Origin of the sequence: Pseudomonas simiae (assembly GCF_900111895.1) — a bacterium.
GTDB classification, from domain to species: domain Bacteria; phylum Pseudomonadota; class Gammaproteobacteria; order Pseudomonadales; family Pseudomonadaceae; genus Aquipseudomonas; species Aquipseudomonas simiae.
Window position 1 is genome coordinate 94,661 of sequence record NZ_FOKB01000001.1, and the last position, 14,975, is coordinate 109,635.

Below are 14,975 nucleotides of genomic sequence, written 5' to 3' on the forward strand. Positions count from 1 at the left end.
GCTCGCGAAAGCGGTGTATCAGTCAGCAAACTTGTATCTGACCCACCGCCTTCGCGCGCAAGCCCGCTCCCGCAGTTGATGTGTGTTGGCCATAAAAAAGGCTCCCGTTCGGGGAGCCTTTTTGTTCAAGCAACGGACTTACATGTTCGGGTAAGTCGGCCCACCGGCGCCTTCCGGCGTGACCCAGGTGATGTTCTGCGAAGGGTCCTTGATGTCACAGGTCTTGCAGTGCACGCAGTTCTGGGCGTTGATCTGGAAACGCTTCTCGCCGTCTTCCTTGGTGATCACTTCATACACGCCCGCCGGGCAGTAGCGCTGCGCCGGTTCATCGTAGAGTGGCAGGTTGGTGCCGATCGGGATGCTCGGGTCTTTCAACTTCAAGTGGCACGGCTGTTCTTCTTCATGGTTGGTGCCGGAGATGAACACCGAACTCAGCTTGTCGAAGCTCAGCTTGCCGTCGGGTTTCGGGTAATCGATCTTCTTGCTGTCTTTCGCCAGCTTGAGGCAGGCGTAATCCGGCTTGGTGTCGTGCAGCGTGAACGGCATCTTGCCGCCCAGGATGTTCTGGTCGAACCAGTTGAAGCCGGCGCCGATGATCGGGCCGAACTTGTGCATCGCCGGGCCGAAGTTGCGGCTGGCGAACAGTTCTTCGTAGAGCCAGCTCGATTTGAAACTATCGACGTAAGCGGTCAGCTCATCACCGCCTTCGGATTCGGCGAACAGGCGGTCGGCCACGGCGTCGGCGGCGAGCATGCCGGACTTCATTGCGGTATGGCTGCCTTTGATCTTGGCGAAGTTCAGGGTGCCGAGGTCGCAACCGATCAGCGCGCCGCCCTTGAAGACCATCTTCGGCAGCGAGTTCAGGCCGCCTTTGCAGATGGCACGGGCGCCGTAGCTGATGCGCTTGCCGCCTTCCAGGTACTGGGCCAGCACCGGGTGATGCTTGAGGCGCTGGAACTCATCGAAGGGCGACAGGAAGGTGTTGCTGTAAGACAGGTCGACGATCAGGCCGACCACCACCTGGTTGTTTTCCAGGTGATAGAGGAACGAGCCGCCTGTGTTTTCGGCGCTCATGATGTCCAGCGGCCAACCGGCGGTGTGCACCACCAGGCCAGGCTGGTGCTTGGCTGGGTCGATTTCCCAGATTTCCTTGAGGCCGATGCCGTAATGCTGGGCGTCGGCGTCGCTGTCCAGGTTGAAGCGCTGGATCAGTTGCTTGCCGATATGGCCACGGCAACCTTCCGCGAACAGCGTGTACTTGCCACGTAGTTCCATGCCTGGGGTATAGACGCCTTCTTTCGGATTGCCTTCGCGGTCGACGCCGAGGTCGCCGGTGATGATGCCGCGGACCACGCCGTTTTCGTCGAACAGCGCTTCCTGGGCGGCGAAGCCTGGATAGACTTCCACACCGAGGTTCTCGGCTTGCTGGGCGAGCCAGCGGCACAGGTTGCCCAGGGAAATGATGTAGTTGCCTTCGTTGTGCATGGTCTTGGGCACAAAGAAGTCAGGCACCTTGGTGGAGGCTTCGGGGCTGCGCAGTACATAGATGTCATCGCGCACCACCGGGGTGTTGAGCGGGGCGCCGAGTTCTTTCCAGTCCGGGAACAGTTCGTTCAGGGCGCGTGGTTCGAACACGGCACCGGAGAGGATATGCGCGCCGACTTCGGAGCCTTTCTCGACCACGCAAACGCTGATTTCCTTACCGGCTTCGGCGGCCTTTTGCTTCAGTCGGCAGGCGGCAGACAGTCCCGCCGGGCCAGCGCCGACGATGACCACGTCGAATTCCATGTATTCGCGTTCCACAGGCTATCTCCTACTCAAGGCTCAACAGGCTTTTTTTTCTAATGGGTGGAGGTTCGGTGTCGTCTTGCAGCAACGGCAGGACCCACCTTTCTCTCTAGGTGGCGCATTATATCTACACCACTGTCAGCGTCCAATACAAACGTTTGTTTGAATTGCCCGCAGGCTAGGTAAATCAAAGTGGTGCGGCTTATGACTGGCTATTTTGCCGTATTGACCAGAATAGGTGTTCCGGTCAATATACGGTCGGTTTTGCGCTAACCGTAGGCAGACTGCAGGTTTCAAGAGCACGTCCAAAAGCAAGACAGGTGGCGCGCGTCCAGACAATGGCGCGCAGTTTACACGCTGCGATAAAGAATGACCTCTCAGTCACTGCTGACGAACGGTCACCATTTCCCGTGAGCAAGGTCATCCGCCGACGTTTTTGGAGGTGCCCTTGTGTGCCGATGAGCATCAACCGCCAGGTTCGCCTAGGCGACTTTCTTTTCACCGGAGAGTAACGAGGAATCCATGAAGGTTCTTGTAGCTGTCAAACGCGTTGTCGATTACAACGTGAAAGTTCGCGTTAAAGCGGACAATTCCGGCGTCGACCTTGCTAACGTCAAGATGTCGATGAACCCTTTCTGCGAAATCGCTGTGGAAGAAGCCGTCCGCCTGAAAGAGAAAGGCGTGGCGACCGAAATCGTCGTGGTTTCCATCGGTCCTACCACCGCTCAAGAGCAGTTGCGTACCGCCCTGGCACTGGGCGCCGACCGCGCCATCCTGGTCGAGTCCGCTGAAGAGCTGACCTCCCTGGCCGTTGCCAAGCTGCTCAAAGCCGTTGTCGACAAGGAACAGCCTCAGCTGGTGATCCTTGGCAAACAGGCCATCGACAGCGACAACAACCAGACTGGCCAGATGCTGGCTGCGCTGACCGGTTACGGTCAGGGCACCTTCGCTTCCAAAGTCGAAGTGAACGGCGACAGCGTAGCTGTGACCCGTGAAATCGACGGCGGCGCGCAGACGGTTTCCCTGAAACTGCCAGCCATCGTCACCACCGACCTGCGTTTGAACGAGCCGCGCTACGCGTCCCTGCCAAACATCATGAAAGCCAAGAAGAAGCCGCTTGAGTCCCTGACTCCGGATGCCTTGGGCGTTTCCACCGCCTCTACCAACAAGACCGTCAAGGTTGAAGCACCGGCTGCTCGCAGCGCGGGTATCAAGGTCAAGTCTGTTGCTGAGTTGGTCGAGAAACTGAAAAACGAAGCGAAGGTGATCTGATCATGACTATCCTCGTAATCGCCGAACACGATAACAAGGTGCTGGCCCCGGCCACCCTGAACACCGTGGCCGCTGCCGCTAAAATCGGTGGCGACATTCACGTGCTGGTTGCCGGCCAAGGCGCTGGCGCCGTGGCTGAAGCCGCTGCCAAAATTGCTGGCGTGAGCAAAGTCCTGAACGCTGACAATGCCGCCTACGCGCATCAGCTGCCGGAAAACGTTGCGCCACTCGTTGCCGAGTTGGGCAAGAGCTACAGCCACATCCTGGCTGCCGCTACGTCCAACGGCAAAAACATCCTGCCACGCGTTGCTGCGCAGCTGGACGTTGACCAGATCTCCGAGATCATCTCGGTCGAAAGCGCTGACACCTTCAAGCGCCCGATCTATGCCGGTAACGCCATCGCGACCGTACAGTCCAACGCTTCGGTCAAAGTCATCACCGTGCGTGCCACCGGTTTCGACCCGGTTGCCGCCGAAGGTGGTTCGGCGACCGTTGAAGCCGTTGCCGCTGCTCACGACGCTGGCACGTCCAGCTTTGTTGGCGAAGAGCTGGCCAAGTCGGACCGTCCAGAGCTGACCGCTGCCAAGATCGTCGTTTCCGGCGGCCGTGGCATGCAGAACGGTGACAACTTCAAGCACCTGTACGCCCTGGCCGACAAGCTGGGCGCTGCGGTCGGCGCTTCCCGCGCGGCCGTCGACGCAGGTTTCGTACCCAACGACATGCAGGTCGGCCAGACCGGCAAGATCGTTGCGCCACAGCTGTACATCGCCGTTGGTATCTCCGGCGCGATCCAGCACTTGGCGGGTATGAAAGACTCCAAAGTGATCGTCGCGATCAACAAGGACGAAGAAGCGCCAATCTTCCAGGTGGCCGATTACGGCCTGGTGGCGGACTTGTTCGAAGCCGTCCCTGAGTTGGAGAAGCTGGTCTAATCTAGTCGCTTCACTTATAAAGAGCCCGGTCCTTGTGACCGGGCTTTTTTTTGACTTGGAGACACCCGCCATGGAATTGCGCCCCTGGGCTGTACTGATGGGCCTCACATTACTGCCTGCGCTGTCGTTGGCCGCCGGCAAATGCGATCGCCTGGTGATCACCGGCAGCCCGGATGCACCGCCGCTGCTCTGGCGCGACCCGCAAGACCCTACGCACCTGATCGGCGCCACCGCCGATGTATTGCAACAAGTGGGCAAGGACCTCGGGTTGAAAATCGACCTGCTCTACGGTGGCAAACGCTCCCTGGCCCTGGAGGAAGTGCGCAGCGGGCGCATGGACATCCTCGCCGACGCGCCGCTGAACCTGGGTGAGCTGGAAACGCTCGACTACATCCACCCGGCGCTGGTGCAACTCGACTACCTGGTGTGGACGCGCAAGGATTCGGCGCTGGACTATGCCACCGCCGCCGACCTGCACGGGCACACAGGCGCGGTGTCAGAGCGCGCGCGGTTGAGCGCGGCCTTCGAAACCTTCGCCAGTGAGCAACTGAGCCTGGAACGCCTGCCGTCGCTGACGCCGGCATTCCAGAAACTGCTGCTGGGTGAGGTGGACTACGTGCTGGCCGGACGTTATTCCGGTATGGCCATCGCGCAGACCTTGGGCATGAGCAACGACCTGGTTGCCCGGGATATACCCATCGACCAGCCGGGCCTGTACCTGGCGATTTCCCATAACTCGGCCTGCAATGATCCGTGGCTGCGCGGACAGCTGGCCAAAAAGATGACAGAATTGCCCGCGTCCGGTGTGGCGCAAGCTGCGTTGCAGAGCAATCTGGAACGCTGGAAAGCGCAATTGCAGCAACCCGTCGGCACCCCAACAAAGTAGGGATTTTCAGTGACTTTTCGACCTCTTTTCGCGGCCCTCGCCGTTGTCGCTCTGGCGGGATGTGCAGCCGATCCTGCGCCGAATGAACAAATGCGCCTCACCCAGCAAGCCTTGGAGCAAGCCAGTGCCGTGGGTGCCAACGCGGATGAATCGCCTGAATTGAAACTGGCCGAAGCCAAGTTCGCCCGGGCCAAGTCGAGCATGGCCGACCAATCCTACAAAAACGCGCGCATGCGTCTCGAACAAGCTGAGCTGGATGCTCGCCTGGCCGAGGCCCAAGTGCTGACCCGCAAGAGCCAGGAACAATTGGACGTACTCAACACCCGTATCACCCGCCTGCGCAAACAACTGCAGTTGGGAGAAGCCCAATGAGCCGGATGATCCGCGGGTTGACCTGTGCGGTGCTCCTGGGCACCGCCGTGTTGGGCGGTTGCGCCAGCCACCCCGACAGCGAGCAGGCCTTGCAACAGGCGGGTAACGACTTCCAGCAGGTCAAGGAAGACGCCAACGTGCTGCGCTTTGCGCCCAAGGACGTGATCCGCGCCGGTGAGTCCCTGGCCCGCGCCGACCGCTTGTCCAGCTACTGGGGCAGCGGCGCCGACGTGGTGCATTACGCCTACCTGAGCCAGCGCTACAGCGCCATCGCCCGCGAGCACACCGAACAGGCGCTCAACCAGGAGCGTGGCGCCAAGCTCGAACTGGAGCGCCAGCGCCTGCAATTGGCCCTGCGGGAAAACAAGCTGATCAGTGTGCAGCAACAGGGCAAATGGCTTGAAGAGCAGATCGCCAGTTTGGCCACTACCCAGACTGATCGCGGCCTGGTGATGACGCTGGGCGATGTGCTGTTCGATACCGGTGAAGCAGAGCTGAAAAACTCGGCCAACCGCACGGTGTTGAAAATCGTACAGTTCCTGCAACTCAACCCCAAGCGCGTGGTGCGCATCGAGGGTTACGCCGACAATACCGGCGGTGAGCGGGAAAACCTCAAACTGTCCCGCGACCGCGCGCAGTCAGTGGCGGATGTGCTGGTAGACCTGGGGATCGACGAAAAACGCATCCAGGTCGAAGGCTATGGCGACCAGTATCCCGTCGAAGCCAACGCCTCCGAGCGGGGCAGGGCGCAGAACCGTCGGGTGGAGATCGTGTTCTCTGACGAGAAAGGCCAGCTCGGCGCCGCGCGTTAGGCGCTTGGCATAGATCACCATGTGGGGGCGGGCTTGCTCGCGAAAGCGGTATATCAGTCGATATTTCAGTGGCTGACAAACGGTTTTCGCGAGCAAGCCCGCTCCCACGTTCTTTCGAAGTAGCCCCACAACTCTGTACGCCACCCTTACAGTTTTTACTGTCACTCCTGCCCGCGCTCGACTATTGTGGCAACTGTCCCCGTACACTTCTAAACTGTGCCGGTATGTTTCACACAAAAATAAAATACCCGTGAAATCGAGTGCTGCGTCATGACCAATCTGTTGCTTTACCAACGTATCGCCCAGCAGCTGGCTGAGGATATCCGGCGCGGTGTCTATCAACCGGGCGAGCGCGTGCCTTCGGTGCGCAAGATGAGCTCGCAGTTGAACGTGAGTCACGCCACGGTGTTGCAGGCCTACGCCAACCTGGAAGACCAGGGGCTGATCCGCGCTCGGCCGCAGTCCGGCTATTACGTGCACCAGACACCCGCACTCACCGCGCCGACGCCGGACATCGCGCGTGTCGAACGCCCGGGTCTGGTCACCCGCAGCAGCATCATCCAGCAGGTATTGGGTGAGTCGCGCCGCGAAGGTGTGTTCCCGTTGGGCGCCGCCGTGCCGAGTGTGGATTACCTACCGGTACGCGCGCTGCACCAACAGTTGGCCAAGGTCACGCGCTTCCAGAGCCCACGGGCATTCAGTTACATGTTCAGCCCCGGTTTCGAGCCGCTGCGCCGCCAGGTGGCGATCCGCATGCGCGATGCCGGTGTGGTGGTGGACCCTTCCGAAGTGGTGATCACCCACGGTTGCGTTGATGCCCTGCAGATGTCGCTGCGGGTGTTGACGCGGCCTGGCGACCTGATTGCCGCAGAGTCACCGACCTATTACGGCTTGCTGCAACTGGCCGACCTGCTCGGCCTCAAAGTCATCGAGATCCCCAGCGATCCGTCCACCGGCATGAGCTTGGAGGCGCTGCAATTGGCGGCCAACCAATGGTCGATCAAGGCGCTGGTGTTGACCGCGCGGCTGAGCAACCCGTTGGGCGGCACCATGCCCGAAGAACGGCAGAAACAGTTGCTGCGCCTGGCGTCGGACTTCGATATCCAGATTGTCGAGGACGATATCTACGGCGAGCTGATGTTCGAATTGGGCCGCACCAAGGCCCTGAAGGCCTATGACCGCCTGGATCGAGTGATCTATTGCTCCAGCTTTTCCAAGACGCTGTCCCCCGGCGTGCGCATCGGTTGGATGATCGCCGGCAAGTACCAGCAGGAAATCCAGCGCTTGCAGATGTTCAGCACCCACTCCGCCTGCAGCGTGACCCAGATGGGCGTCGCCGCGTACCTGGAAAACGGCGGCTACGATCGCCACCTGCGTTACATCCGCCAGGAGTACCGCAAGAACCTCAGCGCCTTCCAACTGGCGGTGCAGCAATATTTCCCGGAAGGCACACAGATGACACGTCCGACCGGCGGTTTCATCCTGTGGGTCAGTTTGCCCGGACGGGTCAACACCCAGGAACTGCACGTACGCGCACTGCAACAGGGCATCAGCATTGCACCGGGGCTGATCTTCAGTAACACCGAGCAGTTCAACCACTGCATTCGCCTCAACTGCGGTACGCCGTGGAACCGCGAGGCAGAGCGGGCGCTGATGACCTTGGGGATGCTGGCAAGCCAGTTATGCCAGGAAACAGCAGCCGGACTGTGACGCACGGAAAGGGGACAAATCCTATAGCAAGCTAATCACCGCGCTTGTCATGCCGCGCACAACAAGCGAGCATATGGCCCTCTGCCGTTAATGCTGTAGGCAATATGACTTCGATTTTTCGTGCGGTTTTCGTGATTGGCCTGATAAGCCTGTGCAACGTCGGCACTGCGCTGGCGGCGGCCCCTGTGAGCGAAACCAAGCCCGCCGCCAGTACCGAGCAGAAGCCCCCGGCGAAAAAAACGGCCCCCGTAAAAAAAGCGCCAGTGGTGAAGAAACCCACCGCCGCCGCCAAAAGGCGGGCGGCCACCAAGGCCAAGGCGTCCCGCGAAGTGGCGCAGACACAATTGCCACCGGCACAGTTGGACCTGTCGCTGCCTTCTGACATGGTCAGGCACTTGCAACCCATTGGCACCATGCCCAAGCCGAAAAGCGTGCCCCTGCTGCCGCCGATGTTTGGCGAGAAACCTACGGACAACAGTGCATTCCAGATCAACGGCCGCCTGCTCAGCAATGAGATGAGGCTGCAATTGCGCAACGAAGAGCGGCGCGATGTGGAAGGTGCAGCGCTGGATTTCGAGTTCAAGCAGTAAACTTTTCCCACAAAGGTGACGTCGACCGCCGACCATGTGTCGGAGACTGATCAGTCACTTTTGTTTTCTGCGAAAAACCACTGTTAGGCCATTTTAAAACGGCTGTTTTAGGGCGTACCCTAGCCCGGCCATCCACATTGAGTCGTCGAGGACCTGCTGGTCATGAATTGCCGTGAAGGCTGTGGCGCGTGCTGCATCGCCCCCTCCATCAGTTCGCCATTACCCGGAATGCCACAGGGCAAACCGGCAGGCGAACGCTGCCTGCACCTGTCGGTCGAACAACTGTGCCTGCTGTTCGGCCAGCCGGAGCGACCGGCGGTATGCAGTGATTTCAAGGCGAATATCGAGGTCTGCGGCACCGACCAGGCCGATGCGATCCGTTTGATCGGCTGGTGGGAGCAAATGACGGCGGCTTGATGGGCTTTACTATCGGAACTTCAACAATAAGGAATACAACAATGGGTTCGCTGAAACGAATGGCTGTGTTGTGCGGTTTTACGGTGTTGTTTGCTGCCACTGCCCAGGCTGAGGATTGGCAAGTCGCCAAGGACGAAGACGGTATCAAGGTGTCCTTGAGCGAAATTGCCGGCTCCAAATACAAGGCGTATCGCGGTGTAACGGTGATCAAGGCGCCTGTGGCAAAAGTCGTCGCCCTCCAGGAAGACGTAGCCGGTGCCTGTGCCTGGATCCACGAGTGCAAGTCCCAGAAGCTGGTCGATAAGAAAGGCGACGAGAGTTGGACCTACACCCAATTCAAAGCCCCGTTTCCCGTGACGGACCGTGATTCCTACCTGCATATCACCACGACCAAGGCGGCCGACGGCACGCTGACGCGTAAGCTGGAAGGTGTGCCGACCTACAAGCCTGAAGAAAAAGGCTACGTACGTGTCGCCCAGGTCGACGGCTTCTGGAAGCTGGTGCCCAAAGGCGACAACCAAACCGAAGTCACCTACCAGGTGCACACCGAGCCAGGCGGCAGCGTGCCATCGTGGCTGGCCAACAAGTTCGTGGTGGACGCACCGTACAACACCTTGAAAGCCTTGAAAGAACGCGCTGAAAAGTAAGCGCAGTTGATCAGGTGTCTCCTACCTTGGGTGGAACGTTTGCCGAGCCCCCAAGGTCCAGATAGAAGTAAGCCCATACACGGGTTTTATCGAGGAGGCACCGATGCAAAAGTGGCAGATTACCTTCGTTGATGATCACGGCGTGAAGTCCGTCGAGCAGTTCACCTGCGACCAGAAGCCCAGCCTCGAAGATGCGGCACACATGATTCGCAACAAGTTGGTGCCCGTTGCCGCCGAACTCGATCTCAACGACTTCGAAGGCCGCCAGCCCGAACCTACGCTCAAGATCCTCAAAGACCAGAACGGTATCCAGATCCTCGACATCTCTCCCGCCGCCTGAACATTCCCTGTACACCCTTAAAACCCCTCTGGTGGAGGCGAAAGCTTCGCGCTACTCTGCAAGGGAGATCAGCGAATGAATCGCTAGGTTCTGGTCTTGTCAGCTACATGCTTGTTTTCCAGCGGTGAAGTTATTGCCGTAGTTCCCACGCCAGTAAGGCGTGGGCTTCGGGAAGCACGGAAAGTCTATCCATCAATTCGAGGAGCACTTTTCATGAGCACAGCCTATCAAGAAGACATCAGCACCAACGTCCTGCGCCGCATGAAAGAAGGCGGCTTCGACTTCTCGCGTTTTCACCCCATCGAGTTCTACGCCATTTTCCCGGATGAGGAACGTGCGCGCAGGGCTGCGGGTGAGTTTCGTGGGGAATCCCTGAATGCCCAGGTCAGCGCGCGCGACGACGGCGCCTGGTACCTGGAGCTAAGTAAAATCATGTCGGCCACCTACGATGGCATAGGAGACTTCGAGCAGGACTTCGGGGCGGTGGTCGAGCCGCTGGGCGGGATCATCGAGGGATGGGGCGTGAAGCAGGAGGTGCGTGGGTTACCCATGTAGCAGCAGTTTATGAGCAGCACAGCGTGTCGGCTGACCTTTTGGGTCGGCCGATTTTGTTTGTGCAGCATGCTCAACATCGCCCTCGCTGCTACATGTTTCAGGGCGCAAAAAAAAACCACCCAAGAGGGTGGCTTAAAGGGAAGAGCGGTTCGCTGAAGCGCTAGGACGTGTCCTGTTCAGCAGATGGGCCGATTATCCGCAGACTTGGCCAGGCAGTGAAATCAACTCTGACTATGCTGTTGATAGTCAAAGCCCGCATTGCGATGAAGCGTCGGGCGGTGCACCGGGCATTCTGCGCACCAGGACGGTGCGACTGGATTCTGGTTGTAATTCAACTCACTGATTTTTAAGTGTTTATGCCGCTGGCACGGGCCTTGCGATGGTTCTTTCGCCCGGGTGACAAGGAGTTCGGCATGATCCGCACTTATTACGATGAAATGTACGATGGGGCAGGCCAGGTCCGGCCTCATTACCGCGAGTTCGCGCGCTGGTTGGCCGACACCCCTGATGATCTGTTGGCCCAGCGCCGACGCGAGGCCGATTTGCTGTTTCACCGCGCCGGGATCACCTTCACGCTTTATGGCGACGAGCAGGGCACCGAGCGGTTGATTCCTTTCGATACCATCCCGCGCAGTATTCCGGCCAGCGAATGGCGGATTGTCGAGCGCGGCTGTATCCAGCGGGTCAAGGCGCTGAACATGTTTCTCGCCGATCTGTACCACGAACAGCGCATCATCAAGGCCGGAATCATTCCCGCCGAACAGGTGCTGGCCAACGAGCAATACCAGTTGGCGATGCAGGGCTTGGACCTGCATCGTGACCTTTATTCCCACATCTCCGGCGTCGACCTCGTACGCGATGGTGACGGCACCTATTACGTGCTCGAGGACAACCTGCGCACACCGAGCGGCGTGAGCTACATGCTCGAAGACCGTAAGATGATGATGCGCCTGTTCCCCGAACTGTTCGCCGCCCAGCGCATCGCGCCCATCGACCACTACCCCAACCTGTTGCTGGACACCTTGAAAAGCTCCAGCCCTCTGGATAATCCCAGCGTGGTCGTGCTGACGCCGGGCCGTTTCAACAGCGCGTTCTTCGAACATGCCTTTCTCGCGCGAGAAATGGGCGTGGAACTGGTGGAGGGCGCCGATCTGTTCGTGCGCGATGACCGTGTCTTCATGCGCACTACCGACGGGCCCAAGGCCGTGGACGTGATCTACCGCCGTCTCGATGACGCGTTCCTCGACCCATTGGCTTTCAACCCGGCGTCCATGCTTGGTGTGCCGGGCCTGCTTGCGGCCTATCGCTCGGGTAATGTGGTGCTGGCCAATGCGATTGGCACCGGCGTGGCGGATGACAAGTCGGTATACCCTTTCGTCACCGAGATGATCCGTTTTTACCTGGATGAAGAACCCATCCTGAAGAACGTTCCGACGTTCCAGTGCCGTAAGCCCGACGAACTGTCCCACGTGCTGGCCAACCTGCCAGACCTGGTGGTAAAGGAAACCCAAGGCTCAGGCGGCTACGGCATGCTGGTGGGCCCAGCGTCCACCGTTGCGGAAATCGAAGCCTTCCGCGCCCGTATCAAGGCCAAGCCCCACGCCTATATCGCCCAGCCGACCCTGTGTTTATCCACGTGCCCGACCTTTGTCGAAAACGGCATCGCGCCGCGTCATATCGACCTGCGCCCGTTTGTGTTGTCCGGCAAGGAAACCCGTGTCGTGCCTGGCGGCTTGACCCGAGTGGCACTGCGCGAAGGCTCGTTGGTGGTCAACTCGTCCCAGGGCGGCGGCACCAAAGACACCTGGGTGGTCGAGGACTGATGCCATGTTGAGTAGAACTGCCTCGGATCTGTACTGGATGTCGCGCTACCTGGAGCGTGCGGAAAACCTCGCACGCATGCTCGATGTCAGCTATTCGCTGTCGCTGATGCCCCAGGACGGGCGTGGCGATGGCCTGCACGAACTGGCCATGCCGCTGTTGATCACCGGCACCCTGGAGGATTACCACGAACGTCACGGTGAGCTGCACGCCGAACGCCTGTTGCACTTCTTTGCGCTGGATGCTGCCAACCCGGCCAGCATCTACAGTTGCCTTGGCGCCGCGCGGGCCAGCGCCCATGCAGTGCGTGGGCGAATTACCGCCGATATGTGGGAAAACATCAACGCCACCTGGCTGGATATTCGCGATATCGCCCAGCAGGGCTTGAGCCGCTATGGCATGAGCCGGTTCTGTGAGTGGGTAAAAGAGCGTTCTCATCTGTTCCGCGGCGCCACCTACGGCACCATCATGCGTAACGATGCATTTCGCTTCATTCGCCTGGGCACTTTCATCGAGCGTGCCGACAACACGCTGCGCCTGCTGGACGCCCGCTATGAAATGGCCGGCGACCGTGCCGACGCCGTCACCGATGGCACAGCGCACGCCTACTATCAGTGGAGCGCCTTGTTGCGCGCGTTGTCGTCGTTCGAGGCCTACACCGAGATCTACCGCGATGCGCCCGGCGCGCGGCAAGTCGCCGAGTTGTTGCTGTTGCGCGCCGATGTGCCGCGCTCGCTACGCGCCTGCAGTGAAGAGATCGACCAGATCCTGGCCAGCCTGCCCGGCCTCAACGGCCGGCCTGCCCAGCGCCTGGCCGCCGAAATGGACGCGCGCCTGCGCTTCACCGCCATCGATGAAATCCTCGAGGAAGGCCTGCACGCCTGGCTGACCGACTTTATTCCCCTGGTCCGCCAATTGGGCGACGCCATCTACAGTTCCTACCTGGAGGCGGCATGAGACTCTCCATCAGCCACGAAACCACCTACCACTACGAAGACCAGGTGCGTGCCAGCATCCAGTACTTGCGCCTTACGCCCCACGACAGCGAGCGCCAGCGCGTACTCAGCTGGCAGCTCGACCTGCCGCGCCCGGTGCGTGCCCAGGTGGATCCGTTCGGCAACATCCTGCATGTGCTGACCTTGGATGAGCCCCACGACGCCATCATCATCGGTGCCCGTGGCCAGGTGGACATCGACGAATTGCGCGAGGCCGAACATGAGAGCCAATCGGCGTTCCCGTTTCTGCGTTGCACCCGCCTGACTGAACCTGACGAAGCCTTGCGCGGTTTTGCCGACCAGCAGTGCCATCAACGTCGTGACCGCACCGCGTTGATCGACCTGATGCATGCGCTCAACCAGGCGATGGTCTACACACCCGGCGCCACCGAAGTCGACACCTGTGCCGCCCAGGCCTTCGCGGGTCGTGCGGGGGTGTGCCAGGATCACACCCATGCATTCCTGGCGTGCGCGCGCAGCCTGGGGATCCCTGCGCGGTATGTGTCGGGGTATTTGTACAGTGAGGACAGCACGCACCTGGCCAGTCACGCCTGGGCCGAAGCCTGGCTGGATGACGCCTGGTACAGCTTTGATGTGACCAACCAGCTGTCACGGCCGGAGCGGCATTTGAAACTGGCGGTGGGGTTGGATTACCTCGATGCCTGCCCGGTACGCGGCATGCGCCGTGGCGGTGGGCATGAGCAGATGCATGCCAAGGTGTTTGTGGCGCCGACCCCGGTGATCGCCGTCCAACAGCAATGATCTCCAGAGCGGAGCGTTCCCCCCCCTGTGGGAGCGGGCTTGCTCGCGAATACGGTGGGTCAGCCACACATTTATTGACTGACACACCGCTTTCGCAAGCAAGCCCGCTCCCACAGAGGGAATGCGCCAAGCTTATGGCTGCTTACGCCCTGCCATGTGTTTCAAATACCCCACCAACAAATCCAGCTCACTGTCCGGCAACACACTGGCCGCAAACGCCGGCATCTTCGCCTGCGGCCAGTGCCGCAAACTCTGCGGGTCACGGATGTAGCGCTTGAGGAAATCGGCGCCGAAATACTCGGTGGGGTTATACGGAATATTCAAATCCGGCCCCACCTGCGCATCACCGGCACCATTGAGCCGATGACAGGCCAGGCAGTTCTTTTGGAACACTGCAAAACCCTGATTGATCGGGTCGTTGGCCGCCAGTTTCGGGTCAGGCAATAACGCCGGAAAGCGCTCCGCCACGGTCTTCAATTGTTTGATCCTGGAGATCTGGAACGGCCACTGCTCAGGACTGATGTGTCCGGCTTGCGGATCGGTCCACACCAGGTAGAACGGTCCCGCACTCGGTTTGCCTTCCGCCAATGCCGGCCAGGGTTGCGTAGGATCTTCCACCGCCAGCCAGGCGCGTGCGCCGCGGGTTTCCAGCAGTGGCGCGGCCGTGAGTTCGGCGGCGAAACCATCCAAGGCAATGGCTTGCAGATGGCTCTCAGGTTTCAACCCCGGCAGCAGCGACGCCAAAGGCACTGCGCGATAGCTCATAGTGCGCTTGTAGGAAACGTCATCGACGATTTGCACCGTTTGCACCTGGGGATGCGTGAGCAGGTCATCGGTCTGCCACGTCTTGCTGGTGTGGTCGAGTTCGAGAGTCAATTGTGCTGCCGAAGCGGGAAGAGCGATCAGCAAGGCGAGGAGGGCGAAGATCGATTTCAAGAGGGAGGCCCGGTGTGAAGTGGCGATGACGCTCACGATACCGGAAATCGGCGCGCAAAAAGGCAGCCCCTGCAGGACCGCTATGCGCAATGTCCCGGCAGGTGCTGCCAAAAGCTGCAAACCCGGTGCTGTGAAGGCAC

General features: G+C 60.0%; 16 protein-coding genes. 14 read left to right on the forward strand and 2 right to left on the reverse strand.

Annotated elements, in window-relative coordinates:
• Positions 1-138 precede the first annotated feature (138 nt).
• Complete coding sequence (locus tag BMZ57_RS00460) at positions 139-1,803, reverse strand: electron transfer flavoprotein-ubiquinone oxidoreductase (RefSeq protein WP_010208416.1); 1,665 nt, start codon at positions 1,801-1,803, stop codon at positions 139-141.
• 507 nt (positions 1,804-2,310) lie between these two features.
• Between BMZ57_RS00460 and BMZ57_RS00465 the strand changes: the two genes are divergently transcribed.
• From BMZ57_RS00465 to BMZ57_RS00530, 14 genes are all read left to right on the forward strand, one after another.
• Positions 2,311-3,060, forward strand: a complete 750-nt coding sequence (locus BMZ57_RS00465; protein WP_010208417.1) for an electron transfer flavoprotein subunit beta/FixA family protein — start codon at positions 2,311-2,313, stop codon at positions 3,058-3,060.
• A 2-nt stretch (positions 3,061-3,062) separates the two neighbouring features.
• Positions 3,063-3,992: an electron transfer flavoprotein subunit alpha/FixB family protein gene (locus BMZ57_RS00470; protein ID WP_010208418.1), complete on the forward strand. Its 930-nt coding sequence runs from the start codon at positions 3,063-3,065 to the stop codon at positions 3,990-3,992.
• 70 nt (positions 3,993-4,062) lie between these two features.
• Positions 4,063-4,878 (forward strand): substrate-binding periplasmic protein, encoded by an 816-nt coding sequence (locus BMZ57_RS00475; RefSeq protein ID WP_010208420.1) that lies wholly within the window; start codon positions 4,063-4,065, stop codon positions 4,876-4,878.
• 9 nt (positions 4,879-4,887) lie between these two features.
• Positions 4,888-5,250 carry a DUF4398 domain-containing protein gene (locus BMZ57_RS00480; protein WP_010208421.1) on the forward strand — a complete coding sequence of 121 codons (363 nt, stop codon included), beginning with the start codon at positions 4,888-4,890 and terminating at the stop codon, positions 5,248-5,250.
• The gene (locus BMZ57_RS00485) at positions 5,247-6,062 is read left to right on the forward strand and encodes an OmpA family protein (protein ID WP_069673244.1); all 816 of its coding nucleotides are present in this window, start codon (positions 5,247-5,249) and stop codon (positions 6,060-6,062) included. Before BMZ57_RS00480 ends, BMZ57_RS00485 begins: the two co-directional genes overlap by 4 nt.
• 270 nt (positions 6,063-6,332) lie before the next feature.
• On the forward strand, positions 6,333-7,772 hold the full coding sequence (locus BMZ57_RS00490) for an aminotransferase-like domain-containing protein (RefSeq protein WP_010208423.1): 1,440 nt from the start codon (positions 6,333-6,335) through the stop codon (positions 7,770-7,772).
• 104 nt (positions 7,773-7,876) lie between these two features.
• The gene (locus tag BMZ57_RS00495) at positions 7,877-8,362 is read left to right on the forward strand and encodes a hypothetical protein (RefSeq protein ID WP_045791723.1); all 486 of its coding nucleotides are present in this window, start codon (positions 7,877-7,879) and stop codon (positions 8,360-8,362) included.
• Positions 8,363-8,524: 162 nt separating this feature from the next.
• Positions 8,525-8,779, forward strand: coding sequence for a YkgJ family cysteine cluster protein (locus BMZ57_RS00500; RefSeq protein WP_010208425.1), 255 nt, complete (start codon positions 8,525-8,527; stop codon positions 8,777-8,779).
• A gap of 41 nt (positions 8,780-8,820) precedes the next feature.
• Entirely contained in the window at positions 8,821-9,426 is a 606-nt protein-coding gene (locus BMZ57_RS00505; RefSeq protein WP_010208426.1) for an START domain-containing protein, read from the forward strand.
• Positions 9,427-9,529: 103 nt separating this feature from the next.
• Complete coding sequence (locus tag BMZ57_RS00510; RefSeq protein ID WP_010208428.1) at positions 9,530-9,766, forward strand: hypothetical protein; 237 nt, start codon at positions 9,530-9,532, stop codon at positions 9,764-9,766.
• A 213-nt stretch (positions 9,767-9,979) separates the two neighbouring features.
• Positions 9,980-10,321: a ribonuclease E inhibitor RraB gene (locus tag BMZ57_RS00515; protein WP_010208429.1), complete on the forward strand. Its 342-nt coding sequence runs from the start codon at positions 9,980-9,982 to the stop codon at positions 10,319-10,321.
• Between the two features lie 413 nt (positions 10,322-10,734).
• Complete coding sequence (locus BMZ57_RS00520) at positions 10,735-12,144, forward strand: circularly permuted type 2 ATP-grasp protein (RefSeq protein ID WP_021491497.1); 1,410 nt, start codon at positions 10,735-10,737, stop codon at positions 12,142-12,144.
• A gap of 4 nt (positions 12,145-12,148) precedes the next feature.
• Positions 12,149-13,099 carry an alpha-E domain-containing protein gene (locus tag BMZ57_RS00525; RefSeq protein WP_010208431.1) on the forward strand — a complete coding sequence of 317 codons (951 nt, stop codon included), beginning with the start codon at positions 12,149-12,151 and terminating at the stop codon, positions 13,097-13,099.
• Positions 13,096-13,899, forward strand: coding sequence for a transglutaminase family protein (locus tag BMZ57_RS00530; RefSeq protein ID WP_010208433.1), 804 nt, complete (start codon positions 13,096-13,098; stop codon positions 13,897-13,899). Before BMZ57_RS00525 ends, BMZ57_RS00530 begins: the two co-directional genes overlap by 4 nt.
• 132 nt (positions 13,900-14,031) lie before the next feature.
• Here BMZ57_RS00530 and BMZ57_RS00535 read toward each other — a convergent pair whose 3' ends face one another.
• Positions 14,032-14,835: a c-type cytochrome gene (locus BMZ57_RS00535; RefSeq protein WP_042571970.1), complete on the reverse strand. Its 804-nt coding sequence runs from the start codon at positions 14,833-14,835 to the stop codon at positions 14,032-14,034.
• Positions 14,836-14,975 lie beyond the last annotated feature (140 nt).